The organism is Patulibacter minatonensis DSM 18081, from assembly GCF_000519325.1.
GTDB classification, from domain to species: domain Bacteria; phylum Actinomycetota; class Thermoleophilia; order Solirubrobacterales; family Solirubrobacteraceae; genus Patulibacter; species Patulibacter minatonensis.
Map to the genome: position 1 here is coordinate 380,262 of NZ_KI912613.1, position 24,227 is coordinate 404,488.

Consider the following 24,227-nt stretch of genomic DNA (forward strand, 5'->3'; position numbering starts at 1 on the left):
AGCCTACGTCGGGCGCCCCGGCCGGTGGGCCGGACGGGGCGATCCGGTCAGCGCGCCAGCCCGACGGTGCTCGGTGCCGCGGGGTCGGCCACGGACGCGGCGACGGTCTGCGCGGCTCCGGCCGCCGCGGGGGCGGCGACCACGGCGCCGCGCCCGGTCGACCCCACCGCGCCGGCCGCCCCGGTCCCGGGAGCGACGTCCTCGTCCCGGGCCGCCCGCACCTCGGGGCTCCAGCCGGGCCCGTGGAACAGGTAGCCGGCGCGGTCCCGCCAGGACGACGCGCGCCGGACGTCGCCGATCAGCGCCGCCCACTCGTGGTAGGCGACCCGCACCGGGTTGTGCGTGTCGATGTTCGTCGTCAGGCCGTACACGACCCGCTCGCCCTCGGGCTCGAACGTCCGGAACAGGCGGTCCCAGACGATGAAGATGCCGCCGTAGTTCTTGTCGAGGTACTGGTCCTGGACGCCGTGGTGCACGCGGTGGTGGCTCGGCGTGTTCATCACGAGCTCGATCGGGCGCGGGAGCTTCCGGACGGCCTCGGTGTGCAGGAGGAACTGGTAGAGCAGGTTCCAGCTCTGCGCCAGGAGGATCGCCCACGGCGGGAAGCCGATCACGGCGAGCCAGACCCAGAAGACCGGCGCGGTGAACGGCGACCAGTCCTGCCGGACGGCGGTCGAGAGGTTGTAGTGCTGCGAGGAGTGGTGGACGACGTGGGTCGCCCAGAGCATCCGGATCCGGTGGTGCCCGCGGTGGTACGCGTAGAACGACAGGTCCTCCGCGAACAGCAGGAGCAGCCAGGGCCACCAGGTGTCCATCGGCATCTTCAGCGGCGAGAGCTCGTAGATCGCGGCGAAGACGACGAGCGCGCCGAGCTTCAGGACGAACTTGAAGCCGAGGCTCCCGAAGCCCATCGCGATGCTCGTCGCGGAGTCCTTCGTGTCGTAGCCGACCGGCGTCGACGGGTCCTCCGCGTGCTCGTGCGCGGCGTGGCGGAGCGTGAAGACCTCCACCGCCATGAACAGCACGAAGAAGGGGATGGCGAAGATGATCGGATCGTTCATGCGGCGGCGCTCCTCACTGGTTGGACCAGATGCGTCACTGGTTGTACCAGTTGGTCGCCGGGGTCGTCAACCCGCGCCGACGCACGTCCCGGCCTCCTCCCCGGCCGCGGCCCGTGCCGCCGGAGGACCCGACGGGCGGCGACCGGGCGACGACCGCGGTCCCGCCCGCTAGGTTGCGCCGATGCGTGTCCCGTCCCGATCCGTGTCCTCGCCCCTCCTCGTCGCCCTGCTCGGCCTCTCGGGGGTCGCCGCGGGGTCAGCCGCGGCGGCACCGTCCCCCGGCGCGGAGTCCGCGAAGGACCGGATCTATCCGACGATCGGCAACGGCGGGTACGACGTCCAGCACTACGACCTGGCGCTCGACTACCGGCCCGCCGCGAAGCGCCTGTCGGGGACCGCGACGATCACGGCGCGGGCGACCCAGGACCTCAGCCGGTTCACGCTCGACTACGCGGGGCCGGCCGTCTCGGCGGTGACCGTCGACGGCCGCCCCGCCCCGGTGCTGCGGGTGCGGCGGACGAGGAAGCTGCGGATCACGCCCCCGGTGCCGATCACCTCGGGCGCGCCGTTCGTCGTGGCGGTGACGTACGCCGGCCGACCGCGCCCGACGTCGACGGCGGGCCCCGACGAGGGCTTCATCCCGACGCGTCGCGGGGCGGTCGTGACGTCCGAGCCCGTCGGCGCGAAGACGTGGTTCCCCGGCAACGACGTGCCGTTCGACAAGGCCGCGTACACGCTCCGGATGACCGTCCCGCGCGGCCTCGACGTCGTCGGCAACGGCGTACTGCGGTCGAAGGTGCCGGGCGCGACGGGCACGACCTTCACCTGGGTCGAGGACCAGCCGCTCTCGACGTACCTCATGACCGCGAACGTCGGGCGGTTCCGGGTCTCCACGTCGACCGGCCCGGGCGGCATCCCGATCTACGACGCGGTCGCGCCGGCCGCGGCGGAGCAGACCCGGGAGGAGGGCGGGATCGCGGCGCAGCCGGACATCCTGGCCGTGTTCTCGAAGCGCTTCGGCGCCTACCCGTTCACGACCTCGGGGAGCACCGTCTTCGACGAACCCGCGCTCGGGTTCGCGCTCGAGAACCAGTCGCGCCCGACGTACTCCTCCGCGCCCGACGCCTCGACGGTCGCCCACGAGCTGGCGCACCAGTGGTTCGGCGACGCGGTCACCCTGCGCCGCTGGAGCGACATCTGGCTCAACGAGGGGTTCGCGACGTGGGCGCAGTGGTACTACGACGCGCACCGCAAGTATTACTTCCCGACCCGCGCGAACCTGCGCGGTGTGCTCCGCATCGAGGATCGCGCCTTCTGGAACGTCGCCCCGGCCGCCCCGCGCAGCCGTGCGGAGCTGTTCGACGGCGCCGTGTACTTCCGGGGCGCGGCGACGCTCGAGGCCCTCCGGGGGCGCATCGGCGACGCGCGCTTCACGACTCTCCTGCGGCGCTGGTACGCCGAGCACCGCGCGGCACCGACGACGACGCGGCAGTTCACGGCGCTGGCCGAGGAGGTCGCCGGGCGCGACCTGACCCCGTTCTTCCGGGCGTGGCTCTACGCCCACCGGAAGCCGGCGAAGCGCTTCCGCTGACGCCGGGTCACGCGGGCGGGACGTCGCCCTCGAGCTGCGCTGCGACGACCGCCGCGGCCACCCCCACGTCCCCGTCGCGCACGGCCGCCGCGAGCGCCAGCAGCGCGGCAGGATCGTCGGGAGCGAGCGCGATCGCGAGCTCGGGGAATGCGGCGACGGCCTGGTTCAGCGAGTTGAGCATCAGCCGGTAGGCGACGTTCCCGGACCCGGCGACGACGGCGCGCCAGAGGTCCTCGTACGCGGTGGCGACCAGGGCCGGGCCCTCTCCGCGGTCGACCGCGACCGCCACGGCCTCGACGAGCACGGACACGTGCGCGCGCTCGTCGGCGTCCGCGAGGTCGACGAACCGGCGCACCGCGTCGACGCCGATCAGGGCCCGCAGCTCGAGCACGGAGCGGACCACCTCGGCGGGTGGCCCGGCGTCGCCGCCGGTGTCGCGGACGAGGTCGAGGAGCAGGTCGAGCCCGCCGGTCTCGCGCCAGTCCTGGACGCGCGTCGCGCCGCCCTGCGTGATGCGGACCAGCCCGGCCTGCTCGAGCCGCTTGAGCGCCTCGCGGACGGCGTGGCGGTTGACGCCGTGGCGCTCGGCCAGCGTGCGCTCGGACGACATCGCGTCGCCGGGGGCCAGGTCGCCGGCCAGGATCTCGGCCCGCAGCCGGTCGTGGAGGACGTCGGACACCCGGCGTCCCGGGCCCGTCCCTCCGTCGACCACGCGCGTCGCCATGCCGGGATTCTGCCATCGCGCGCCGGGTAGACGCCGCTCGAGGCGCCGGACGGCGCGTTCGTTCCCCGATCCACGAGGTCCAAGATGTCCGACAACGTCTACCGCACGATCAAGGTCACCGGCAGCTCCACCGAGAGCGTCGCCGAGGCGATCCGCAAGGGCGTGTCCGCCACCGCCTCCTCGGTGGAGAACGTCGAGTGGTTCGAGGTCACCTCGATCCGCGGTCACGTCACCGACGGCAGCGTCGAGCACTTCCAGGTGACGATGGACATCGGGCACCAGGTCACCGAGAAGTAGCGGCCCGGTAGGCCGGCCCAGGGCCGCCTACCGCTCGAACGGGACGTTCTGGAGTCGCACCCGCCCCTGCGCGACGAGCTTGCCGTCCTCGCGCGTCAGGTCGCACTGCCAGAGCTGGCCGGTCCGCCCCTGGTGGATCGGCCACGCGCGCACGTCCAGGCGCCCCTCCGTGTGGGCGCGGACGAAGTCGGTGTGGTTCGACAGGCCGACCGCGTACATCCCCTGGTCCAGCACGGCCGCGGACGCGCCGATGCTGCACGCCGACTCGACCGCGGTCGCGTGGACGCCGCCGTGCACGACGCCCCACGGGGTGTGGTGGTCGACGCCGGCGTCGATGTGGCCGGTCACCTCGGTGCCGGTCGCGACGTCGGTCTCGAACCCGGCGCCCTTCAGGAACGCGTTGGCGGCGGCGAGCGACAGGTCGGGTGTCTGGGTCATGCGAGGGCCTTCTCGGTGCTGGGGGTCGTGCGGTCCCGGGCGGGCCGCAGCAGGATCAGGACGGCGAGCGCGCCGCCGAGCGCGATGCCGGCCACGACGAGCAGCAGGCTGTTCATCGCGCCGGTCGCGGCGGAGGCGGCCGACTGGCCGAGGTCGACGCGGTCGGCGGTGCCGGTCCGCAGCAGGCCGACGACGAGCGGGACGCCGAGCGCCGCGCCGAGGTAGCGCGCGGTGTTGTTCGCGCCCGCGCCCATGCCGCTCCTCGAGGGCGGGACGACGGAGACGGCGGCCTGCGCCAGCGCGGCGTTGAGGAACCCCGTCCCGACGCCCAGGACCGCGAGTCCGGGCGCGAAGTGGCCCGCCCCGGAGTCTGCGTCCAGGCCGCGCATGAGGAGCAGGCCGACACCGCAGACCACGAGCCCGATCGCGGTCTGCACGCGCGGCGTGAGGAAGCGCCCCAGCACGCGTGCGCGCATCGAGACGCCGAACGCGACGACCGACCACGGGAGCCCCCAGAGGGCCGCGCCGACGACGGTCGCCCCGAGCGCTATGTGCATCCACGTCATCACGTAGCTCATGAACGACAGGACGGCGAGGCCCAGGACGAACGAGCCGACGAGCGCGCCGGTGAACGCCGGTCGGGCCAGCAGGCGGACGTCGAAGAGCGGCGCGGCGGAGCGCAGCTCCCACCGCGCGAAGGCGGCGAGCAGCACGACCGTGACGGCGAACGCGACGAGCGGGACGGCCCCGCCCCAGCCGGCCGCGTTCCCCTGGACCACCGCGGCGGTGAGCGCCGTCAGGCCGCCGGCCAGGAGCGCGGCGCCCACCGGGTCGACCGCGCGGCGCTCGGGGGCGCGCGACTCCTCGAGGCCCCGGCCTGCCGGGACGAGCGCGGCGAGGGCCACCACCCCGAGGACCGCGTAGGCGACGCGCCAGTCCGCAGCGTCGGCGATCAGCGCCCCGGCGAGCGGGCCGATCGCGATCCCGGCGCCGATCATCGCGCCCCACACGCCGGTGGCGTGGACGCGCGACGGGCCGGCCGGGAACGCGTGGGCGATCAGGGAGAGCGACGACGCGAGGAGCGCGGCGCCGCCGATCCCCTGCAGGGCGCGGGCGAGGCTGAGGACGAGCACGCTCGGGGCGGCCGCGGCGACGAGGCTCCCGACGCCGTAGACGGCGAGGCCACCGAGGAAGATCCGCCGCCGCCCGAGGTCGTCCGCGAGGCTGCCGGCCACCAGGAGCGCGCCGGCGAGCCCGACGGACATCGACGAGACGATCCAGGTCCGCCCGACGTCGCCGGCCGACAGGTCGGGGACGATCGTCGCGAGCATCCCGAGCGGGAGCGTGAACGCGACGAGGACGAGCGCGGTCGCGGCGCCCGCGATCCGGAGGGTGGCCCGGGCCCGTGGGCTGGGTTCGTCGGACGGACCGTGCATGGCGGGCACCATAGCGCGCTTGGGTTCTTCGCGCGAACTCAGCTAGGATCGTCCCGTGGACCTCCGCCAGTACGACTCGGCGACGTGCTCCGTCGCCCGCGCCCTCGACATCGTCGGGCAGCCGTGGGTGCTGCTCGTGCTCCGCGAGGCGTTCTACGGCCTGCGCCGCTTCTCCGACATCCAGGACCATCTCGGCGTGTCGCGCTCGGTGCTCGCGTCCCGGCTGGAGGCGATGGTCCGGGAGGACCTGCTGGAGCGCCGTCCCTACCGCGAGCCCGGGCAGCGCGAGCGCACCGAGTACGTCCTCACCGACAAGGGCCGTGGGCTCTACCCCGTCATCGTCGCGTTGCGCCAGTGGGGCGACGAGCACCTCACGGGCGACGCCGGCGTCCCCGTCCACACCGAGCACGAGGGCTGCGGCGCGACGGTCCGCGCCGCCCTGGTCTGCGACGCGGGGCACGTCGTCGGGGTCGACGAGGTGGAGCGCCGCCCCGGGCCGGGACACCGCCTCCGCGCGACCGCCGCGCACTGACCGGTGGGCCGGTGACCGCGCCGCTCGCGTAGCGTCCCCGGCGCCCCATGTGTCTCTCCCCCGAGGTCGACTTCGTCGGCGGCACCGCGATCGCCGCGATCGGCGTGGCGACCCTCACCCAGGTCCGCCGACCACGCGACCTCGTGATCGCCGCCCTGCCGCTCGGCTTCGGCGTGCACCAGTTCGTCGAGGGGTTCGTGTGGCTCGGCCTGCGCGGCCAGGTCTCGGCCGGCGTCGGGAACGCCGCCCGGGACGCCTACGTGATCTACGCGCAGGCGGTCCTCCCGATGCTCGTGCCGCTCGGCTTCGCCCTGCTGGAGCCCGAGCGGCGGCGCCGCATGCTCGTCTGGCCGTTCGCGGTCCTCGGGCTCGTCACCGGACTCTTCCTGCTGTGGCAGGTCACGCAGTGGCCGATCGTCGCCGAGGAGCGCGCCCACTGCGTCGCCTACACCACGCACACGCCCTACGCGATCCCCAGCGCCACCGCCTACGTCCTGGCGGTCTGCGCCCCGGCGCTGCTCTCGAGCCGCCGGTACCTGCGCTGGTTCGGCGTCCTGAACGTCGTCGGCCTGCTGGGCGCGGCGACGATGCAGGAGGAGGAGTTCACCTCGGTCTGGTGCCTCTACGCCGCCGTCATGAGCGTGCTGATCCTCGTGCACTTCCGGCGCGAGCGACGCGGCCCGCCGGGCGCCGGCGCCCGCGCGGCGCCCGCCGCGGCCGACGGGACGCCGACCGCGACCTGACGCCGTCCGCGGCCCCGGGGACACTCGGCGGATGACCCAGCTCGGCGGCGTCCCGGAGGCCCGGATCCTCGACACGGAGCACGGTCGCGTGCCCGCGGACGGCGGGTGGTGGGCGATGAACGTCGGCGACCTGGCCTGGCGGACCGTCGAGGGCACGGGCGCGTGGTGCGTGTTCGAGTCGCCCGACGCCCGGTCGGCGACCCTCGGGATCGGCGTGCACGTCCTCTGGCCCAGGGACACGCCCGGGAAGTACCACGCGGAGGACCAGCAGGAGGGCTTCCTCGTGCTCGAGGGCCGGTGCATCGCGATCGTCGAGGGGCAGGAGCGGCGGCTCGGGCGCTGGGACTACCTGCACTGCCCGCCCGGGACGGCGCACATCACCGTGGGTGCGGAGGGCGGTCCCTGCGCGATCCTCATGGTCGGCACCCGCGGACCGGACGAGCACACCCGCTACCTGACCGACCCGGCCGCCGCGCGGCACGGGGCGGCGGTGGACGTCGAGACGGACTCGTCGGCCGAGGCGTACGCGGGCCGACCGCCGATCCGCGACGTCCGCGCGCCGTGGCCCGCGGCGCCGGACGTCTGAGCCGCCGGGGCGCGGACGCCCGCCCGGCGCCCGTCAGCCCGTGCCGAGGATCCGCGCGAGCAGCGAGTCCGCGTCGTAGCCGCAGTCGAGCCGCTCGCCGTCGAGGAAGACCGTCGGCGTGCCGGTGACGCCGCTGCGCGCCGCACCGTCGACGTCCGCGCGCACCGCCGGGAGCCGCACGTGGTGGCGCAGGTCGTCGGCGACGCGGTCGGGGTCGAGCCCGGCGTCGCCCGCGATCGCCAGCAGGTCGGCGGGCCCGAGGTCGTCGCCCACCGGGTGGTGGAGCAGCCGGCGGTGCATCTCCCAGAAGCGCCCCTGCGCGGCGGCCGACAGCGCCGCCTCGGCCGCCAGCGTGGCGCCCGGGTGGACGTCCTCGTTCGGGAGGTGCCGCGGCACGTAGCGCAGCAGGTGCCCGGCGCGCTCGCGCACGACCTCGAGCTCGGCCGCCAGCGCCCGGGTGTGCGGATCCTCGTAGTCGCCGTAGACCACCAGCGTCCGCGGAGCGTCCGGTGCGCCGAGGATCCGGTCGTGCATCGGATCGACGGGCGGGTCGAGCGGCACCGCCTCCCCGGTGTCGTCCGCGTCGTCGGTCCCCCGCCGGACGAGCAGCACCGTGCCCGCGACCGCGGCCAGCACGGACGCGACCAGCACGCCGATCTTCGCCTCGTCGCGCAGGGCCTCGTCGTCGAACGCGAGCTCCGCGACGAACAGCGAGACGGTGAAGCCGATCCCCGCCAGGGTCGCGGCCCCGGGGAGATGCCCGCCCCGCATGCCGTGCGGCAGCGGCCCGACGCGCGACCGGACGGCGAGCGCCGTGCTCAGCCCGATCCCCAGCAGCTTGCCGAGGACGAGCCCGGCCACGACGCCGATCGTCACCGGGGACGTGAGGGCGCGGTCCAGCGCGTCGCCGTCGAGTGCGACCCCCGCGTTGGCGAGCGCGAACAGCGGGACGACGACGTAGCTCGTCCAGGGATGGATGCCGGTCTGGAAGCGCTCGTTCGGCGAGACCGCCGAGGCGAGCTCGAGGACCGCCGCCCGCCCGCCCGCCGGCGTCGGGGTCCGCCGGAAGAGCCGGGTGACGCTCGCGGCCCGCTCGACGTCCGCGCGCCGCGGCGGGTGGACCGCGGTGATCAGGCCCATCGCCACACCGGCGATCGTCGGGTGGATGCCGGACTTCAGGGTCGCGTACCAGAGGACGACGCCCGCGACGAGGTACGCGGGCCCGCGCCAGGTCGGCCCGTAGCGCCGGGCCAGCACGATCGCGACGAGGATTCCACCGGCCGCGGCGAGCGCCGTCAGGTCGATCCCGGACGAGTAGAAGAGCGCGATCACGGCGATCGCGCCGACGTCGTCGACGATCGCCAGCGTCAGCAGGAAGACGCGGACGCCCGGCGGGACGCGGGGCCCCAGCAGCGCGAGCGCCCCGAGGACGAACGCGATGTCGGTCGCCATCACGATGCCCCAGCCGTGGGCGCCCTCCCCGCCGGCGTTGATCGCGGTGAAGACGAGCGCCGGCGCGACCATGCCGGCGAACGCGGCGATCGCGGGGACGGCGGCGGCGCGGCGGTCGCGGAGCTCGCCGAGCTCGAGCTCGCGCCGGATCTCGAGGCCGACGACGTAGAAGAAGAGCGCCATCAGGCCGTCGTTGACCCAGTGCCGGAGGTCCTCGTCGACGCCGGTCCCGGAGAGCTCGATCCGCAGGTGCGCTCCCCACAGGTCGTCGTAGGCGTCCGAGAGCGGGGAGTTCGCCCAGACGAGGGCGACGATCGTCGCGACGAGCAGGAGGCCCGCGCTTCCGGTCTCGGTCGCGAGGAACTGCCGGAGCGTCCGCGAGCCGCGGTCGGTCCACGGCGTGCGGGCCGGTGGGCCCGACGCCGGGGCGGCGACGGGTGGCGAGTGCTCGGAGGTCATGGGGTTCCCGGGGTCGACGACGTGTGTCGACGACCAGGCTTCCCGTCACACCGTGGCCCATCGTAGAGGGCCATGCCTCGAGGGGCCCCGGCGCGACGGTCGCCGACGGCCCGCTCGACCCGGGTGGGAGCGGTCGTGCACCGTCCGCACAGCGCTTCTCGCGCCGGATAGGGTCGGCCGAAACGTCCGCCGTGTGGGGCGGAACGCATCGAGGAGCAGCACGTTGCCGCAGGAATCGCAGGTGGTCGACTGGCCGGGCCGGAAGATGGTCGATCGCGCGGGCGCGCGCATCGGCGTGGTCCAGGACGTCTTCGCGGACGAACGCACCGGCGAGGCCGCGTGGGCGACCGTGAAGACCGGCCGGTTCGGCGGGACCACGCGCCTGATCCCGATCGACCGCGCGCGGGCGGTGAAGAAGACCGTCGAGGTCCCGTTCACCGTCGACCAGGTCGAGTCGGCGCCCGACGTCGGCGGGGACGGCGAGATGTCGCTCCAGGAGGAGCGCGCGCTGCTCGACCACTACGCGCCGCCGGCCGAGGCCGCGGCGGCGGCCCCGTCGGCGATCGCCGACGACGCGCCGGGGTCGGCGGTGGCCGAGGACGCCCCGGACGACACCGCCGAGGACGAGCCGGACGCCGCGCCGGCGGACGCCCCCGCGTCGACCGCGCCGGCCGATCCCGCGCCGGCGGACCCCTCCGCCGAGCCCGAGGATCCCGCCGACGACGTGGACGCGGGCGCCTCCCCCACGGACGCCGACACCCCGGTGGCCGCGGTCGCGACGGCTCCGCCGGAGGACGACGCGCCTGCGGACGAGGTCCCGCCCACGGCCGACGCGCCGGTCACGGCCGACGCACCGGTGGCCGTCCCGGTGGCCGCGGCGACCGAGCCCGAAGCGGAACCCGCGCCGGAGGCAGAACCCGAGCGCGCCCCGGAGCCGGACCCCGAGCCCGAGCCCGAACCGGAGCCCGAGCCTGCAGCGGCGTCGGCGACCGGGGCACCCTCGGACGACGAGGCGGCGGCCACGGCGCCCCTGGACCCGAACGACCTGTTCGCCGGGGCGCACGGCGCCTCGGCCCTCGGACGCTCGGAACCCGCGCTCGAGCGGCGGACCGCCGTCCCCGAGGCCCCGCCCCGCGAGCCCGCGACCGAACCGACGGCCCCCGAGGCGCCCGCCGCCGAGGTCGAGGAGCCGGCCGCCGAGGCCGAGACGCCGGCCGCCGAACCCGAGGTCGCGTCCGTCGACCCGGCGCTGGAGGACGAGCCCACGGGCGACGACGACGCACCCGCCCCGGGCATCGCGTCCTCGTCGTTCGACCCGCCCGGCGCGGCCGCCGGCCCGGACGCCGACGACGATCCCGCCGACGACGATTCGTGGAGCACCGGGACGACCGACGCCGACCCGCCGTCCACCGGCACGGACGACCCGGCCGCCCCGGACGAGCCGGCCGGTTCCGCGACGCCGGGGTTCCCGGACCTCCTGCCGTCGCGCGGTGACGCGTCCTCCGACGCCCCCGCCCCGCCGGCGGACGAGACGTCCGGCGAGCCCACGGAGACCCCGCACGCGGCGGACATGCCGTCCGACGGGACGCCCGAGGTCCCCGAGGCGGCCGACGAGGACCCGATCCTCGCCGCTCTCGTGGGTCGCGACCCCGGCGCGGACTCCCCGGCCGCGGACGACGGGACCGACGACGAGCCCGTGACCGGCACCCCCGCGCCCGACGGCGCGGCGGACGAGTCCGACGCGAGCCCGGCGCCCGAGCCGATCGAGGCGATCGAGCCCGACGAGGACCCGGAGGAGGAGGAGCCCGAGGAGACCGCGGGAGGACCGGAGCCGATCGAGGCCCTCGAGCGCGACGAGACGGGCACGGATCCCGCACCGGCGGACGAGGAGCCCGAGGTCGCCGAGGAGCCCGAGGAGCCCGAGGACTCCGACGCCTCCGCGGCCGACGACGGGACCGGCACGCCGGAGCCCGAGCCGGACGAGATACCGGACCCCGAGTCCGAGTCCGAGTCCGAGCCGGACGTGACACCGGACCCCGAGTCCGAATCCGAGCCGGAGCCGGCGACGGACCCCGAGCCCGAGCCGGACCAGGCCGAGGAGCCCGAGCCGGCCCCGGAGCCCGCGGCCACCGCGACACCGCGCGCCGCGACGTCCGCGCCGCGGGACGCCCCGGCCGGCGGGACGACGCCCGGGGCGCAGGAGCAGGACGGCGGGACGTCCTTCCGCCCGGTCGGCCTGGCGATCGGCGCCGCCGGCCTCGGGTTCCGCGTCGCCCGCGGGATCCTCCGCGCGCGCCGCGGCCGCAAGGACTGAGCGACTCCCGGTGGGGCGCCGACGACGGCGCCCCACCCCCGCCGAGGCACCGCCGGATGGACGGACCACCCCCGACGCGCCAGGTTGCCCCGTACACGCATCTGATGCCCCCGAGGCGTCGTACCCTGAGGTCGAGACGCGCCACCCGGCGCCGGCGCCGCGCCGCGGCGCAGACCCTCTCGGAGGCACCCATGGGATCCGGACTGCTGCAGCCCACACACATCATCGTCCTGCTCGTCATCGCGCTGCTCGTGCTCGGGCCGAAGCGCCTGCCCGAGGTCGGCAAGTCGCTCGGCGAGGGCCTGAAGAGCTTCAAGTCGTCGCTCGACGGCCACGACGACGAGCCCCAGGTCCGCCGCGCGAGCGCCGAGCCGACGCCCGCGCCGACCGAGGCGACCGCCGCCCCGGCGCGCACCGAGGACTGAGTCCCGGCGACGCCCCGCGCCCCGCGAGCGCCGGGGCGCCATCGCTGAAGCGCGGCTCTGCGGGCCCGAAACGGCCCTCTTAGCCCGGGCTCAGCGTCCCCTCACCGGCGGCCCCTAGCGTCGTCAGGCGCCCGCGCCCCCCAGCGCACGGCGACCCGACCCGGGAGGCCCCATGCCCGTACACCGCAGGATCACCGCGCTCCTGGCCACGCTGACCACGCTGGCCGGCGGGTCGTTCGTGACGAGCGCCGCCGCCGACACCGACGGCGACGCCGGCGAGCGCGGCGCCAGGACCACGCTCCAGAGCGCGCCGCGCGACCACGCGAACGCCCACGTCCACCACGCTCGGACGCTCGCCGGCGCCCTGGGCGTCAGCGACCGGCACCTCGCCGTGGTCCTGCGCGAGCTCCGCGCCGAACGGCCGGCGTCGGACCTCGTCGGTGCCCGCCCGGCGGTCCGCTCCGCCGCCGAGCGCGCGCGGGAGCGCGCGGCCTACGCCGCGGCCCTGGCGGCGAAGGTGGGCGTCCCCGTCGACGTCGCCGTCGCGGCGCTCGACGGGACGTCGCGCCCCGCTCCCGCCGGCGGACCGCAGGGGCCTCCGACCGCCCTGCCCGTGCCCGCGACCCCTCCGCCGGGTACCTGACAGGAGATGCTCCGCCTCGCCGGCCCGATCGACACGCTGCTGGACCGGACGATCGCCCCCGGCTACACCCGGCTCGGCCTCGCCGTCCGCCGGCGGTTGCCGACCTGGCCGTCGGAGCTGCCGCGGATGGAGGGTCGGACCGTCCTGATCACCGGCCCGACCTCCGGGATCGGCGAGGCCGCGGCGCTCGATCTCGCGCTGCTGGGCGCCCGCGTCGTGCTCCTCGCCCGCAACGTCGACAAGGCGGCCGCGACCCGGGAGCGGATCGCCGCCGCCGTCCACGCCGCCGACGCGTCCCGCACCGCCGACCTCGCGGTCGTCCGCTGCGACGTCTCGTCGCTGCGGTCGGTGCGGGAGGCCGTCGCCACGCTCGAGGAGCGCGAGCCCCACATCGACGTCCTGATCCACAACGCCGGGGCGATGCCCGCGGAACGGACGGTCACGGACGAGGGGTTCGAGCTGGCGTTCGCGACGAACGTCCTCGGGCCGTTCCTCCTCACCGCGCTGCTCGAGCCGCGCCTGAAGGCCGACGCGCCGACCCGCGTCATCACGGTCTCCTCGGGCGGCATGTACGGCCAGAAGCTCGACGCGGAGGACCCGCAGCACGCGCACCGGAAGTACTCGCCCGCCGCCGTCTACGCGCGCAACAAGCGGGCGCAGGTGGTGCTGAACGAGCAGTGGGCACAGCGGCTGGCCGGCACCGGGGTCGTCGTCCACACGATGCACCCGGGCTGGGCGGACACCCCCGGCGTCGAGGAGTCCCTCCCCGGCTTCCACCGCGTGACGAAGCGGGTGCTGCGCTCGTCCGCCGAGGGTGCGGACACGATCGTCTGGCTCGCCGCGGCCGACGGGGCGCTCAGGGACTCGGGCGGCTTCTGGCACGACCGCAGCGAGCGCCCGACCCACTACGGCCCGTGGACGCACGAGACCCCGGACGCACGCCGGCGGATCTGGGAGACGTGCGCCGAGCTGGCGGGCGTCGAGGTCGCTGTCCCGGCGTAGCGTCAGTCGACGCCCGGCGCGTCGCCCTGCAGCGACCGGATCCCGGCGTCGACGAACCGCAGCGCGCGGTCGAGGAGCTGCAGGACCACGGGCTCGCCCGGCGCCTCGCAGACCGCGGCCTTCGACATCTGGCCCTTCGTGTCGTGCTCCGCGCCGAGGATGCCGAAGATCGCGAAGGTCGCCGCGGCCGCCATCCGCGGCTCGAGGTCGTCCGGCGACGCGCCCAGGTCCTCCGCGATCGAGGCGGCGATCAGCTCCTCGCCGAACGCGCGGAACCGCTGCTCGACCGCCTTCAGCCCGTCGTCGGAGTCGACCACCCGGCGCTGCATCCGCATCTCGGCGTCGCGCTCCGCCCAGCGCGGCAGCTCGGTGCGGATCCATCCGCGCAGCGCGTCGGCGGTCGTCTCCGCCGTCGTCCGGGAGCGCAGGCGGTCGGCCAGGCGGGCGAACGAGTCCTCCTGGTCCGGGAAGACGAGGTCCTCCTTCGCCGGGAAGTACGCCGACACGGTGCGCGGCGAGACGTCGGCCGCGGCGGCGATCGCGGGGATCGTCGTCTCGTGGAAGCCGTCCCGGTCGAAGAGCTCGAGCGCGGCACGGGCGATCGTCTCGCGCGTTCGCTGCTTCTTGCGCTCGCGGAGCCCGGGCTCGGGAGTCGAACCCGCCGCGGTCGCGGTGCCGTTCACCATGCCGTGACAGTAGCGCCTGTCACACGGTCATGCTGCAGGAGCCGCAAGTTCGCGCTTCCTGCATTTCTGCAAGACATGCAATTTTGCAGTGGCGGTGCTATCTTGCGACGCGGCGCCGGTCCCCCTGCGCCGGACCGACCCGTTCAGGAGCCCCCATGTCCTCCCTGTTGGCGCGCTATTCGCGCTCCCTGATCCACCACTGGAAGCGAACGCTCGGTGTCGCGTTCCTGGTGCTCGTCCTCCTCGGCGTCGCCTCCGGCGTCGCCGGCGGCCCGTCGGCCGACAACAACAAGATCCCCGGCGCCGAGTCGCAGAAGGCGATCGACCTCTTCCAGGCGCACGGCCAGGCGAACCTCGCCGGTGCCGACGCCGACGTCGTCTTCCAGGCGAAGTCGGGCAAGCTGACCGACCCGAAGGCCCGCGCCGACATCGAGAAGACCCTCGCCGCGGTCCGCAAGGTCGATCACGTCGCGAAGGCCGACTCGCCGTTCGCCAAGGGCGGCCTGGTGTCGAAGGACGGCACGATCGCCCAGGCGAAGGTGCAGTACGACGTCGAGGCGATCAAGCTCGACAAGAAGGACGGCACGAAGCTCGAGGACGCGCTGAAGACGGTGAAGGACCCAGCCGTCCAGATCTCCTCGCGTGGCCAGGTGGTGGACCTCGCGGCCGAAGAGAGCTTCCCGGTCGGTGAGCTCGCGGGCGTCGCCATCGCGATGGTCCTCCTGACGGTCCTGTTCGGCTCGAAGGCCGCGATGGGCGCCACGCTGCTCGGCGCGGTCGCCGGGGTGATCTTCGGCCAGGTGCTGATCGCCGCACTGGCCAAGCCGCTCGGACTGCCGAGCTTCGCGAGCCAGATCGCCCTGATGCTCGGCCTCGGCGCCGGCATCGACTACGCGCTCCTGATCGTCGGCAGATACCGGGAGCAGCTCGCGGCGGGCGACTCCAAACGCGACGCGGCGGCGAAGGCGGCGGCGACCTCCGGCGCGTCCGTCGTGGCCGCCGGCGCGATCGTCATCGTCGCGATCCTCGGCCTCTACGCCACCGGCATCCCGCTGATCGGCGCCATGGGTCTCGGCACCGCGCTCGGCGTCCTCGCCGTCGTCCTCGCCGCGCTGTTCGTGCTGCCGGGCATGCTCGGCGCGTGGGGCGAGAAGCTGCGCCCGCGGAAGATCGAGCACGTCCAGCCGTCGCCGTTCTTCGCCCGCTGGGGCGAGAGGATCACCCGTCGCCCGTGGCTGTCGATCGGCGCCGGCGTCGTGATCCTGCTCGTCTTCGCCGCGCCGCTGACGCAGATGCGCCTCGGTCAGCCCGACGACGGCAACAAGGGCGCCGACAAGACGCAGCGGATCGCCTACGACGCACAGGCGAAGGCGTTCGGCAAGGGGTCCAACGGCACGTTCCTCCTCGCCGTCGACATCGGGAACAAGAACGACCCGGCCCTCAAGGACCAGCTCGCGAAGATCGCGTCGGACGTCAAGAAGACGCCGGGCGTGGCGTCCGCGTCCCCCGCCGTGACGAGCCCCGACGGCGAGATCGCCACGATCGGCGCCGTCCCGACGACCGCGCCGCAGGACCAGAAGACCAGCGACCTCCTCTCGACGCTCCGCGACGACGTGCTGCCGCAGGCGACGAAGGGCACGGAGCTGAAGGTCTACGTCGGCGGACAGACGGCCGGGTTCGAGGACTTCTCCGACAAGGTCGCCAGCCGCATCCCGCTGTTCATCGCGCTCGTGATCGGGCTGTCGGTGATCCTCCTGATCGCGGCCTTCCGCTCGCTCTGGATCCCGCTGGTGTCCGCCGTCTTCAACCTGTTGTCGGTCGGCGCGGCCTACGGCGCGGTCGTCGCGGTCTTCCAGCAGGGCTTCGGGTCGAGCCTGATCGGGGTCGAGAACGGGGTGCCGATCATCTCGTTCCTGCCGGTGATGCTGTTCGCGATCCTCTTCGGGCTGAGCATGGACTACAACGTCTTCCTGCTCTCCCGCATCCAGGAGGCCCACCACGAGGGCGAGAAGCCCCGGCAGGCGGTGATCATCGGCCTCTCCCGGATCGGCAAGGTGATCCTCGTGGCCGGCCTCGTGATGGCGTCGGTGTTCCTGTTCTTCGCCACGGCGGACGACGTGATCGCCAAGATGTTCGGCGTCGGGCTCGGCGTGGCGATCCTCGTCGACGTGCTGATCGTCCGGCTCGTCGTCGCCCCGGCGGTCGTGCTCCTGCTCGGCGAGAAGGCCTGGTGGCTGCCGAAGTGGCTGGACCGGATCCTCCCGAACGTGTCGCTCGAGGGGCACCTGGTCAAGAACGAGGACCCGAAGGGCGAGCCGCTCCAGGGCTTCGAGGCGCCGCAGCCCCAGCGGGAGCACGCGGTGGCCGCGGGCGACTGAGCGCCCGGTCGGGCCGACACCCGGGCTCCGCAAGCGGGGCTCGACCCCCACGCAGCACCGCGACCCGGCTCAGGCCGGGTCGCGGTCGTTCCGCACCGGGGCGCGACGGCCCCGCGGAGCGCCAGGACCCGGCCCCCGACGGGATCGTCGCGCTACGTCGCCTCGCGCTCCGGCGCCGTGAACGTCGCGGCGGTGACGACGCACGCGATGCCCAGCAGCAGCAGGTTCCGGAGCGTCGGGCCGTTGTCGTGAGCGACGCTCATGAGGAGCACGAGCGCGACTCCGCAGGCGATCCACGTGATCGCCGCGGGCCACGCGACGGCGGGCCGCCCCGACTTCGCCGCCCACCACAGGACGATCGACAGCACGAGCAGCGCGACGCCCAGGGCGACGATCGCGGTCCACTGCCACGCGTCCGCCGAATCCGTCCACGCGGCGGCCGGACCACCGCACGACTCGTCGCACGCCAGCCCGCCGACGATCCACGCGACCCAGGCGGCGCAGGTCGACCACCCCACCGCGAGGGATGCGGCGATCATCGACGCCAGGCGACCGGGCATCACCGGCCCCCGCGCGTCGCGAACCACCCGGACACGGCCCGGAGGACGTGGGCGGTCACCGCACAGAGGAGCAGCACGGCGGCCAGCGGCCCACCGAGGACCACCGCGATGAACGGCCAGTCCTGCGCGCGGGTGCAGCCGGTCGCACCCGGTCCACCGCACACGCCGTCCGGGTCCGCGGGCTCCCCCGGGAACCACGTCCCGAGGAGCGCGAACACGAGGGCAGCCACGACGACCAGCGCGGTGGCGGCGTAGAGCACGCGCACGGCGTCCCACCGCCCGCTCGACGCAGCGTGCGCACCACGCTCCCGCCACTCGCGCGGGCTCCGGGGTGCCCCGGTGTCCAGACCGGTCACGACACGCCCCCGTCCCCGCCCGGCAGGCCGTCGAGCGCGCCGACGCCGAGCAGCACGACCAGCAGGGCGACGAAGCCGACGCTCGCGGCGGCGACGCAGAGCACGAGCGGCGAGAACCACAGGCCGTGCCGGGCGGCCCGGACGCCGATCGCGGCGATCGCCAGCGCAAGGACCACGAGGACCGCTCCGACCGCGAGGGTCCCGAGCGCCGTGCCCGTGCTCGCGACGACCGGGGATGCAGCCGCGAGGCCCGCCGCCGCGGGCACCACCCCGGTCATCGGATGCTCCCGGTGCGGTCGGAGAAGCGCGCGACGTCGGCCGATGCGCCTGCGGACCGGAGGTCGTCGACCGACGGTCCGTGGTCGCCGACGTCCTCGGAGGAGGTGGGCTTCAGCCGCGCGTAGAGGCCCGCACCGACGAGGAGCAGCGCGCCGAGGACGGCCCACGCGACGACGCGGCCGGCGGTGTCGACGTCGGCGAGGTCGATCAGGGCGATCTTCACGCCGATGCCCGCGAGGAACGAGAGCCCGACCATGCGGACCGGCGCCTCGGCGCGGACCAGGCCGGCGGCGAGGAGGCCGAGTCCGGTCGTGGCCCAGAGCACGTCGCGGGCGACCGCCGAGGCGTCCGCACCGCCGCCGAGGGCGCCGGCGACGTGGCCCGCGAGGATCGAGGAGGCCAGCAGCAGGGCGCCGCCGGCGGTCGCGACGAGCGTGGTCCGGAGTCCGGGGCCCAGCGGGCGCGGACCCGTCTCCTCGTCGGCGTCCGTGTCGGTCGCCGCGTCGCGCTCGTCGGTGTTCGCGTCGCCCGGGCCGCCTGCGTCGGCGTCGAACGCGTGGAGGACCAGCGTGTGCGCGCCGCGGAGCGCGAAGGCCCCGACCGCCGCGGCCGCGGCGACGGCCAGGATCGGCAGGACGAGGTCGCCGACCGTGCCCGCCGGGACGACGTCCCAGGTGGCCTGGGCCGGCGCACCCTCGTCGTGGAGCAGCGCGATCGCCGCCGAGATCGCGAGCACGGCGAGGCCGGCACCGCGGGCCACGAGGTCCGGGGCGCGGCGGTCGAGCAGCAGCAGCCCGGCGGCCTGCGCGGCGAGGACGAGCGACAGGTCGACGCCGTCGAGCGTCACGGCGGTCCAGACGAAGGCGACAGCGAGCGCCGACAGGTCGAGGATCATCCGGGCGTCCTCGCTGCGGGGCGCGATGACGCGGGCGGACACGCCGCAGACGGCGGCCAGGACGGCGCAGGCGACGACGAAGCTGTCGGGCCCTTGGCCGTAGGCGCCCGCGGTCTCGATCAGCGCCAGGCCGGCGTGCAGTCCGAGGCCGCCGATCAGGACCGGCATCTGCTGGCGGGCGGCGTGGCGGGCCAGGAGCGCGAAACCGACGGCGGTGACGGCCCAGCCGAGCAGCTGCAGCAGGCCGGACGCGGCGATCGCGAAGCCGAGGTCGAGGATCAGGACCGACGTCGAGAGGAGGACGAGCTCGACCGGCGTCGCGGTGCGGGCGCTGCGCCGGACCCGCAGGGCGGAGCCGGCGAGCAGCCCCGCCGCGAGGACGAGGGTCACGACCGCCGCGGCGGGCCGGTCGACGAGCGCGTAGCCGCCCGCCAGCGCCGCGGCGGCGCCGGCGTGGACGACGAGCAGCAGCGGCATGGTCCAGCGCTCACGGGCCTCCGGGTTGCGGAGCTCCCAGCCGGCGACCATCGCCAAGCCGGCGCCGAGGGTCGCGAGGATCGCGACGCCCGGGGCGACGAGCGTCCCGGAGGACGGGTCGGTCGACTGCAGGTCGTCGAGCAGGACGACGACGTGCCAGGCGATCTGCGGCAGCGCGAGCGCCGTGGCGGCGGCGGCGAGCCACGTCCAGGGACGGTGGCGCAGCAGCAGGCCCGTGGCGGCCATGGCGAGGACGACGACCGGCAGGACCAGGCCGTCGACCGGCGCGATGATCGGCGCCGCGAGCGCGCCGAGCAGGCCGATGCCGGCCAGCGGCGGGGCGTCCCAGCGGAGCGCGAGGGCCGCGGATGCGACGCCGAGCGCCGCGAGGGCCGGCAGGCCGAGGAGCGTCGGGACGAGCTCGTAGGTCGCGGTCGACACGGCGACCGTGGCGTAGAGCCCGGCCAGGCCGGTGCCCGCCATCGCCCAGGAGGCCTCGCGGGCGACCCCGTTCCGGGCGTTCCGCAGGCCGGCGGCGAGCAGTCCGACCGAGGCGGCGGCGCCGAGCAGGCAGCGCAGCGGCTCGCTCAGCCAGCCGTCGCGGACGCCGAGCCAGAAGAGGGTCCCGAGCGCGAACAGCAGCGCGGCGCCGCCGGCCCAGGCGAGCAGCCGGCCGCCGACGAGGGCCTCGTCGAGCCGGACGCGGACCGGAGCGGGTGGGGCCTCGACGGGGCGTGGGGCGACGAGCGGCCCGTCGACGCGCTCGACGACGGTCGGCCGCGCGACGGGTCGGGGCTCGGGCCGCGGCTCCGGGGCCGGTCGGCGGGGCTGGGAGCCCGCGGTCGGGACGCCGACGTAGGCCTCCACGCGGCTGAGCCGTCGCTGGAGGTCGGCGATCACGTCCGGCGGGACGCTCGGGGCTTCGGGGGTGGCGGTGCGGGACACGGTACGGCCTCTTCGGGACGATCTTCGGGGCCCTGTCGACCCCCGGTCAGGAGCGACCGTAGCAACGCTGCTGACCAAGAGTCAACACTTCTTGACCTCGGGTCTACAAGCTCCTGACCTCCGGTCGACACGGAATCGCCGTCCCCGACGGCGTTTCGCGTCGACCGGAGGTCGACAAGAAGACGTGCGTTCGTCGACCCGCGGTCGACAGGATTCGGCCGTCCTGCGGGGTCGTTCTGTCGACCACGGGTCGACAGCGCTATCCTCGTCGGGTGCCCCTGCCCCGCAAGGACCAGGCCGCCCGCACGAAGGGCGCGCGGTCGTACCGCCGCATGACCGTCGACGACCGTCGCGCGGAGCTCCTGGAGCGCGGCACCGCGCTGTTCACCGAGCACGAGTACGGCGATCTGACGATGTCGAAGATCGCCAAGGCGGCCGGCGTCTCCAAGCCGCTGCTCTACCACTACTTCCCCACGAAGCAGGCGTTCTTCCTCGCGACCGTGTCGGCGGCGACGGAGGAGCTCGCCGGCAAGGTCCGCCCGCGACAGGACATCCCGCTGGGCGACGCCGCGGTCGAGGCGCTCGGCGCCTACCTCGAGTGGATCGACGAGCGCCCGCTGGCGTTCCGCCGCCTGCTGACCGCCGCGGCGGCCGAGCCGGGGGTGCGGGAGATCCTCGCCGGCGTCCGCAACGACACGGTCGCGCGGATCGCCGACTCGCTCGGGCACCCCGACGTCCACGCGGCCCCGCCGGCACTCCGCGCCGCGCTCCACGGCTGGCTGCTGTTCATCGACGGCGCGATCCTCGTGCGCCTGGACCTCGGCGCCCCGACCCGCGAGGCGCTCGTCGAGCAGCTCCTCGGCACGCTCGCCGGCGCGATCCTGGCGGCGGGCGACGAGACGGCCGCGGCGAAGCTGCTCGAGGCCGACCCCGTCGGCGACCTGGCCGGCTGAGCGTGGCCCGCCGCCCCGTCGCGGGCCCGTCCCGGCACGCGGACGCCCGCGCCGCCGGCGCCTGATCGGTGGCGCGGCGCCGGAGCACCCGGGGCACCCGGCCCGTCGATCCCGTCCGCGTGGAGTCGGGGGTCGGCGTCCTCGAGCTGCAGCCCGACCGCGCGCGCCCCGGCGGCCGCCTCCTCCTCATCGACGGGCTCGCCCACGGCTACGTCGATCTCGACGATCCGACGCACCTGGAGCTGGACTACGTCGCCCGGATCGGCGCGGCGCTCGAGGTGCTCGTGCCGCGCGGCGCGGAGGCCGACGTCCTGCACCTCGGCGGCGGCGCGTTCAGCCTCCCCCGGTTCCTCGCCAGCACCCGCCCCGGGGTCCGGCAGACGGTCGTCGAACGCTCCGGCGCGGTCGTCCGGCTCGCCGAGAAGCACCTCCGGCTGCGCCGCGGCCCGGGCCTGAAGGTGCTGCAGGCGGACGGGCGCCGCGTCGTCGGGGAGGGCGCGGACGACGCGTTCGACCTCGTCCTCGGCGACGCCTTCGTCGGCACCGAGACCCCGGAGCCGATGGCCACCGCGGCCTTCGCGGCGCAGGTCGCGCGGGTGCTCCGTCCCGGCGGGCGGTACCTCCTCAACACGGTGGACCAGCCCCCGTGGCCGTTCGCCGCCGAGCAGGCGTCGCACCTCCGCGGCGCCTTCGCCCATGTCCTCGCGTTCGGTGGACGGGACGTCGTCCGCGGTCGGCACGCCGGCAACGTCCTCTTCCTCGCCTCCGACGCGCCCCTCCCCCGCGAGGCGCTCGCCCGCCGGATCGCGGGCGGCGCCCACCCGGCCGAGATCGTGCCGGCCGAGCGGCTCGCCGGCTGGGGCTGAGCGGCAGGCCGGGAGCCGACGCCGGCCCGCCGACCGCGACGGGCCCACCGCGCGGCGGGCGGGCCCGGGTCCCCGGTCCGCTAGGAATGAGCCATGCCGCGAGCGATCCCCCGTGACGAGGCCCTCGAGCTCCTGGAGTCCTGGGTGCAGGAGCCGAGCTCAGCGGGTTCATCACGGCGTGCGCGAAGGTCCGGCCGCAGGGCATCCACGGCCTGAACCCGAAGTCGGTGCGCAAGAAGCTGAAGACCGCGTCCTTCGCCGCGGCGGTCGACCGCGACGACGTGACGCAGGGCGCCGAGGAGATCGGCGTCGACCTCGCCGAGCTGATCACGACGATCGTCGACGCGCTCGAGCCGCTGGCGGACGAGCTGGGGATCGCGGGCCAGGAGGCCGGCTGACGGCGACCCCGGTCGGCCGGCGCGCCCGGCGCCGGCGCCACGCGCGCCGGCCGTCAGCGCGGCGGCAGCGTCTCCGCGATCCAGGCGGCGATCGCCGGGACGTGCTCCGGGGCGATGTGGTGCCCGCCGTCGTGGTCGAGGACCGTCAGGTCGAGCCCACCGGAGGTCACGAGCTCCCGTGCCGCGACCGCGAAGTCGAACCCGATGACCGGGTCCCCGTGCCCGTGGGCGTTCAGCACCCGCGTCGCGCTCCGCGGCGCCAGGTCCGGCGCCCAGCCTCCGACCGTCGGGACGAAGCCGGACATCCCGAGCACACCCGCGACGACCGGGCGCGCCGGCAACCCGCCGTCGGCCGCGAGCGGCCCGAGCCCGGTCGCGTGGCTCATCACCGAGCCCATCGAGAAGCCACCCAGGATCGTCCGCTCCGGCGCGACGCCCGTGCGCTCCCAGAGCGCGTCGTGGAACGCGGCGAGCGCCCGGAAGCTGCCCGCGAACGAGTCGGGGTCGGGGTAGCCGACGCGCGGGACCACGTACCAGTGCTTCCCCGGCCAGCCCTGGACCCGCAGCGGCGCCCCGGGGGTGACGACGTGGAGGCGCCGCTCCGGGTCGAGGACGTCGGCGAGGCCGACGAGGTCGTGCTCGTCCGCACCGCGCCCGTGATGGAGGACCAGGAGGCCGTCGGGGTCGCCGGCGGCGGGGCGCTCGCGGAAGACGAGCTGCGGGGTCTGGGAGTCGGGCACGATCGAAACCGTTCAGGTAGTTGTTTACGCAACTAGCGTAGCGCGTCGCGGGCTGCCCCCGTCGGCGAGGGTGCGGAACCCCCGGCGGAGCGCGCCGCCACGACCCGACCCGGACGGCCCGGGCGCCCGGCGGGCAGGGCGCGATGCGCCATCAGGGCGCCGCGGCGCCCAAAGATGCGGGTGGCCACCTGGATGCGGACACCGCACACGAGGACGAACGTCGCGGTACTCGCGCCGCCGTCGGGGCGGCGCACCACCGGAAGGCACCCATGCCCCGCATCAGCAGGCCCTCACCATCGATGGCCGTCGGCCTCACCGCGTTGTTCGTCGCCCTGGGCGGCACCAGCTACGCCGCGGTCTCGCTCCCGAAGAACAGCGTCGGCAGCAAGCAGATCAAGAGCTCGGCCGTCACCAGCGCGAAGGTCAAGGACGGCTCCCTCCTGACCAAGGACTTCAAGACGGGCCAGCTCCCGAAGGGCGCGACCGGGGCCACGGGAGCAGCGGGCGCCGCAGGCCCGGCCGGCCCGAAGGGCGACACGGGCGCGAAGGGCGACACCGGGGCCAAGGGCGACACCGGCGCGCCCGGCGCGCCCCCGGCCGTCGAGGCCCCGACGACCATCACCGGCTTCACCAACGGCTGGGTCGGCAGCTTCGCGAAGTACTACAAGGACCCCTTCGGCGTCGTCCACCTGGAGGGCCTGATGACGTCGGGCACGCTGAACACGACCGCGTTCGTCCTGCCGGCGGGCTACCGACCCGACATCACGAAGTACTTCGCGCCGCTCGTGACCTCCGCCGGCGACACGCCGATCCTCTCGGAGCTCCGCATCTCGCCGGACGGCTCGGTCGCGCCGGTCAAGGGCAGCAACTTCTACTACTCGCTGGAGGGCGTGACCTTCCGCGCCGCGCCGTAGCCGACGGGTGTCGCGCCGGCCCGGCCGGCGCGACACCGCAGCCCCCACCGGGGCGCTGCGGCCCCGCCGGGCGCCGA

General features: G+C 75.3%; 25 protein-coding genes. 14 read left to right on the forward strand and 11 right to left on the reverse strand.

What is annotated here, in order from left to right; all coding sequences use genetic code 11:
- Positions 1 to 47 precede the first annotated feature (47 nt).
- Positions 48 to 1,061, reverse strand: coding sequence for a sterol desaturase family protein (locus PATMI_RS26595; RefSeq protein WP_051470934.1), 1,014 nt, complete (start codon positions 1,059 to 1,061; stop codon positions 48 to 50).
- Positions 1,062 to 1,263: 202 nt separating this feature from the next.
- On the opposite strand from PATMI_RS26595, the gene PATMI_RS0101920 reads away from it, so the two are divergent.
- The gene (locus PATMI_RS0101920; RefSeq protein ID WP_169738311.1) at positions 1,264 to 2,652 is read left to right on the forward strand and encodes a M1 family metallopeptidase; all 1,389 of its coding nucleotides are present in this window, start codon (positions 1,264 to 1,266) and stop codon (positions 2,650 to 2,652) included.
- A gap of 7 nt (positions 2,653 to 2,659) precedes the next feature.
- On the opposite strand, the gene PATMI_RS0101925 is transcribed toward PATMI_RS0101920, so the two are convergent.
- The gene (locus PATMI_RS0101925) at positions 2,660 to 3,376 is read right to left on the reverse strand and encodes a FadR/GntR family transcriptional regulator (RefSeq protein ID WP_051470935.1); all 717 of its coding nucleotides are present in this window, start codon (positions 3,374 to 3,376) and stop codon (positions 2,660 to 2,662) included.
- An 84-nt stretch (positions 3,377 to 3,460) separates the two neighbouring features.
- Between PATMI_RS0101925 and PATMI_RS0101930 the strand changes: the two genes are divergently transcribed.
- Positions 3,461 to 3,673, forward strand: coding sequence for a dodecin (locus tag PATMI_RS0101930; protein WP_026909648.1), 213 nt, complete (start codon positions 3,461 to 3,463; stop codon positions 3,671 to 3,673).
- A 27-nt stretch (positions 3,674 to 3,700) separates the two neighbouring features.
- Here the strand turns inward: PATMI_RS0101930 and PATMI_RS0101935 are convergent, their stop codons facing one another.
- Entirely contained in the window at positions 3,701 to 4,111 is a 411-nt protein-coding gene (locus PATMI_RS0101935) for a PaaI family thioesterase (RefSeq protein ID WP_036725080.1), read from the reverse strand.
- Positions 4,108 to 5,547 (reverse strand): MFS transporter, encoded by a 1,440-nt coding sequence (locus PATMI_RS26600; protein ID WP_051470936.1) that lies wholly within the window; start codon positions 5,545 to 5,547, stop codon positions 4,108 to 4,110. Before PATMI_RS26600 ends, PATMI_RS0101935 begins: the two co-directional genes overlap by 4 nt.
- Positions 5,548 to 5,602: 55 nt before the next feature.
- On the opposite strand from PATMI_RS26600, the gene PATMI_RS0101945 reads away from it, so the two are divergent.
- From PATMI_RS0101945 to PATMI_RS0101955, 3 genes are read left to right on the forward strand one after another with little or no spacing between them, the layout of a single operon-like run.
- Positions 5,603 to 6,079, forward strand: coding sequence for a winged helix-turn-helix transcriptional regulator (locus PATMI_RS0101945; RefSeq protein ID WP_026909650.1), 477 nt, complete (start codon positions 5,603 to 5,605; stop codon positions 6,077 to 6,079).
- 47 nt (positions 6,080 to 6,126) lie between these two features.
- Positions 6,127 to 6,822, forward strand: coding sequence for a DUF6629 family protein (locus tag PATMI_RS26605; RefSeq protein WP_051470937.1), 696 nt, complete (start codon positions 6,127 to 6,129; stop codon positions 6,820 to 6,822).
- Between the two features lie 31 nt (positions 6,823 to 6,853).
- Positions 6,854 to 7,408 carry a cupin domain-containing protein gene (locus PATMI_RS0101955; RefSeq protein ID WP_026909651.1) on the forward strand — a complete coding sequence of 185 codons (555 nt, stop codon included), beginning with the start codon at positions 6,854 to 6,856 and terminating at the stop codon, positions 7,406 to 7,408.
- Positions 7,409 to 7,441: 33 nt separating this feature from the next.
- Here PATMI_RS0101955 and nhaA read toward each other — a convergent pair whose 3' ends face one another.
- On the reverse strand, positions 7,442 to 9,319 hold the full coding sequence (nhaA, locus tag PATMI_RS26610) for a Na+/H+ antiporter NhaA (RefSeq protein WP_051470938.1): 1,878 nt from the start codon (positions 9,317 to 9,319) through the stop codon (positions 7,442 to 7,444).
- A 223-nt stretch (positions 9,320 to 9,542) separates the two neighbouring features.
- Between nhaA and PATMI_RS0101965 the strand changes: the two genes are divergently transcribed.
- From PATMI_RS0101965 to PATMI_RS0101980, 4 genes are all read left to right on the forward strand, one after another.
- A complete protein-coding gene (locus PATMI_RS0101965) occupies positions 9,543 to 11,633 on the forward strand; it encodes a PRC-barrel domain-containing protein (RefSeq protein ID WP_169738312.1) in 2,091 nt (696 codons plus the stop codon).
- Between the two features lie 191 nt (positions 11,634 to 11,824).
- On the forward strand, positions 11,825 to 12,058 hold the full coding sequence (gene tatA, locus PATMI_RS26615; protein ID WP_036725083.1) for a twin-arginine translocase TatA/TatE family subunit: 234 nt from the start codon (positions 11,825 to 11,827) through the stop codon (positions 12,056 to 12,058).
- A gap of 172 nt (positions 12,059 to 12,230) precedes the next feature.
- Positions 12,231 to 12,701, forward strand: a complete 471-nt coding sequence (locus tag PATMI_RS0101975) for a hypothetical protein (protein WP_026909653.1) — start codon at positions 12,231 to 12,233, stop codon at positions 12,699 to 12,701.
- 6 nt (positions 12,702 to 12,707) lie between these two features.
- Positions 12,708 to 13,703 carry an SDR family NAD(P)-dependent oxidoreductase gene (locus tag PATMI_RS0101980; protein WP_026909654.1) on the forward strand — a complete coding sequence of 332 codons (996 nt, stop codon included), beginning with the start codon at positions 12,708 to 12,710 and terminating at the stop codon, positions 13,701 to 13,703.
- 2 nt (positions 13,704 to 13,705) lie between these two features.
- On the opposite strand, the gene PATMI_RS33650 is transcribed toward PATMI_RS0101980, so the two are convergent.
- Positions 13,706 to 14,389, reverse strand: coding sequence for a TetR/AcrR family transcriptional regulator (locus PATMI_RS33650; RefSeq protein WP_051470939.1), 684 nt, complete (start codon positions 14,387 to 14,389; stop codon positions 13,706 to 13,708).
- 155 nt (positions 14,390 to 14,544) lie between these two features.
- Between PATMI_RS33650 and PATMI_RS26625 the strand changes: the two genes are divergently transcribed.
- On the forward strand, positions 14,545 to 16,767 hold the full coding sequence (locus PATMI_RS26625; RefSeq protein WP_084269493.1) for an MMPL family transporter: 2,223 nt from the start codon (positions 14,545 to 14,547) through the stop codon (positions 16,765 to 16,767).
- A 152-nt stretch (positions 16,768 to 16,919) separates the two neighbouring features.
- On the opposite strand, the gene PATMI_RS0101995 is transcribed toward PATMI_RS26625, so the two are convergent.
- From PATMI_RS0101995 to PATMI_RS0102010, 4 genes are all read right to left on the reverse strand, one after another.
- Positions 16,920 to 17,306: a hypothetical protein gene (locus PATMI_RS0101995; protein WP_157260569.1), complete on the reverse strand. Its 387-nt coding sequence runs from the start codon at positions 17,304 to 17,306 to the stop codon at positions 16,920 to 16,922.
- Between the two features lie 20 nt (positions 17,307 to 17,326).
- Entirely contained in the window at positions 17,327 to 17,587 is a 261-nt protein-coding gene (locus PATMI_RS0102000) for a hypothetical protein (protein WP_036725084.1), read from the reverse strand.
- A 92-nt stretch (positions 17,588 to 17,679) separates the two neighbouring features.
- On the reverse strand, positions 17,680 to 17,961 hold the full coding sequence (locus tag PATMI_RS0102005) for a hypothetical protein (protein WP_026909657.1): 282 nt from the start codon (positions 17,959 to 17,961) through the stop codon (positions 17,680 to 17,682).
- Positions 17,958 to 20,279 carry a DUF2339 domain-containing protein gene (locus PATMI_RS0102010; RefSeq protein WP_026909658.1) on the reverse strand — a complete coding sequence of 774 codons (2,322 nt, stop codon included), beginning with the start codon at positions 20,277 to 20,279 and terminating at the stop codon, positions 17,958 to 17,960. Before PATMI_RS0102010 ends, PATMI_RS0102005 begins: the two co-directional genes overlap by 4 nt.
- A 272-nt stretch (positions 20,280 to 20,551) precedes the next feature.
- Between PATMI_RS0102010 and PATMI_RS33655 the strand changes: the two genes are divergently transcribed.
- The 3 genes from PATMI_RS33655 (at position 20,552) to PATMI_RS36355 (ending at position 22,496) form a co-directional block, all read left to right on the forward strand.
- Positions 20,552 to 21,232, forward strand: a complete 681-nt coding sequence (locus tag PATMI_RS33655) for a TetR/AcrR family transcriptional regulator (RefSeq protein ID WP_026909659.1) — start codon at positions 20,552 to 20,554, stop codon at positions 21,230 to 21,232.
- A 119-nt stretch (positions 21,233 to 21,351) separates the two neighbouring features.
- The gene (locus tag PATMI_RS26635) at positions 21,352 to 22,098 is read left to right on the forward strand and encodes a spermidine synthase (RefSeq protein WP_051470940.1); all 747 of its coding nucleotides are present in this window, start codon (positions 21,352 to 21,354) and stop codon (positions 22,096 to 22,098) included.
- 227 nt (positions 22,099 to 22,325) lie between these two features.
- Positions 22,326 to 22,496, forward strand: a complete 171-nt coding sequence (locus PATMI_RS36355; RefSeq protein WP_157260571.1) for a hypothetical protein — start codon at positions 22,326 to 22,328, stop codon at positions 22,494 to 22,496.
- 53 nt (positions 22,497 to 22,549) lie between these two features.
- Here PATMI_RS36355 and PATMI_RS0102030 read toward each other — a convergent pair whose 3' ends face one another.
- Positions 22,550 to 23,236 (reverse strand): alpha/beta hydrolase, encoded by a 687-nt coding sequence (locus PATMI_RS0102030; protein WP_036725086.1) that lies wholly within the window; start codon positions 23,234 to 23,236, stop codon positions 22,550 to 22,552.
- Between the two features lie 299 nt (positions 23,237 to 23,535).
- On the opposite strand from PATMI_RS0102030, the gene PATMI_RS0102035 reads away from it, so the two are divergent.
- A complete protein-coding gene (locus PATMI_RS0102035; protein ID WP_026909661.1) occupies positions 23,536 to 24,150 on the forward strand; it encodes a hypothetical protein in 615 nt (204 codons plus the stop codon).
- Positions 24,151 to 24,227 lie beyond the last annotated feature (77 nt).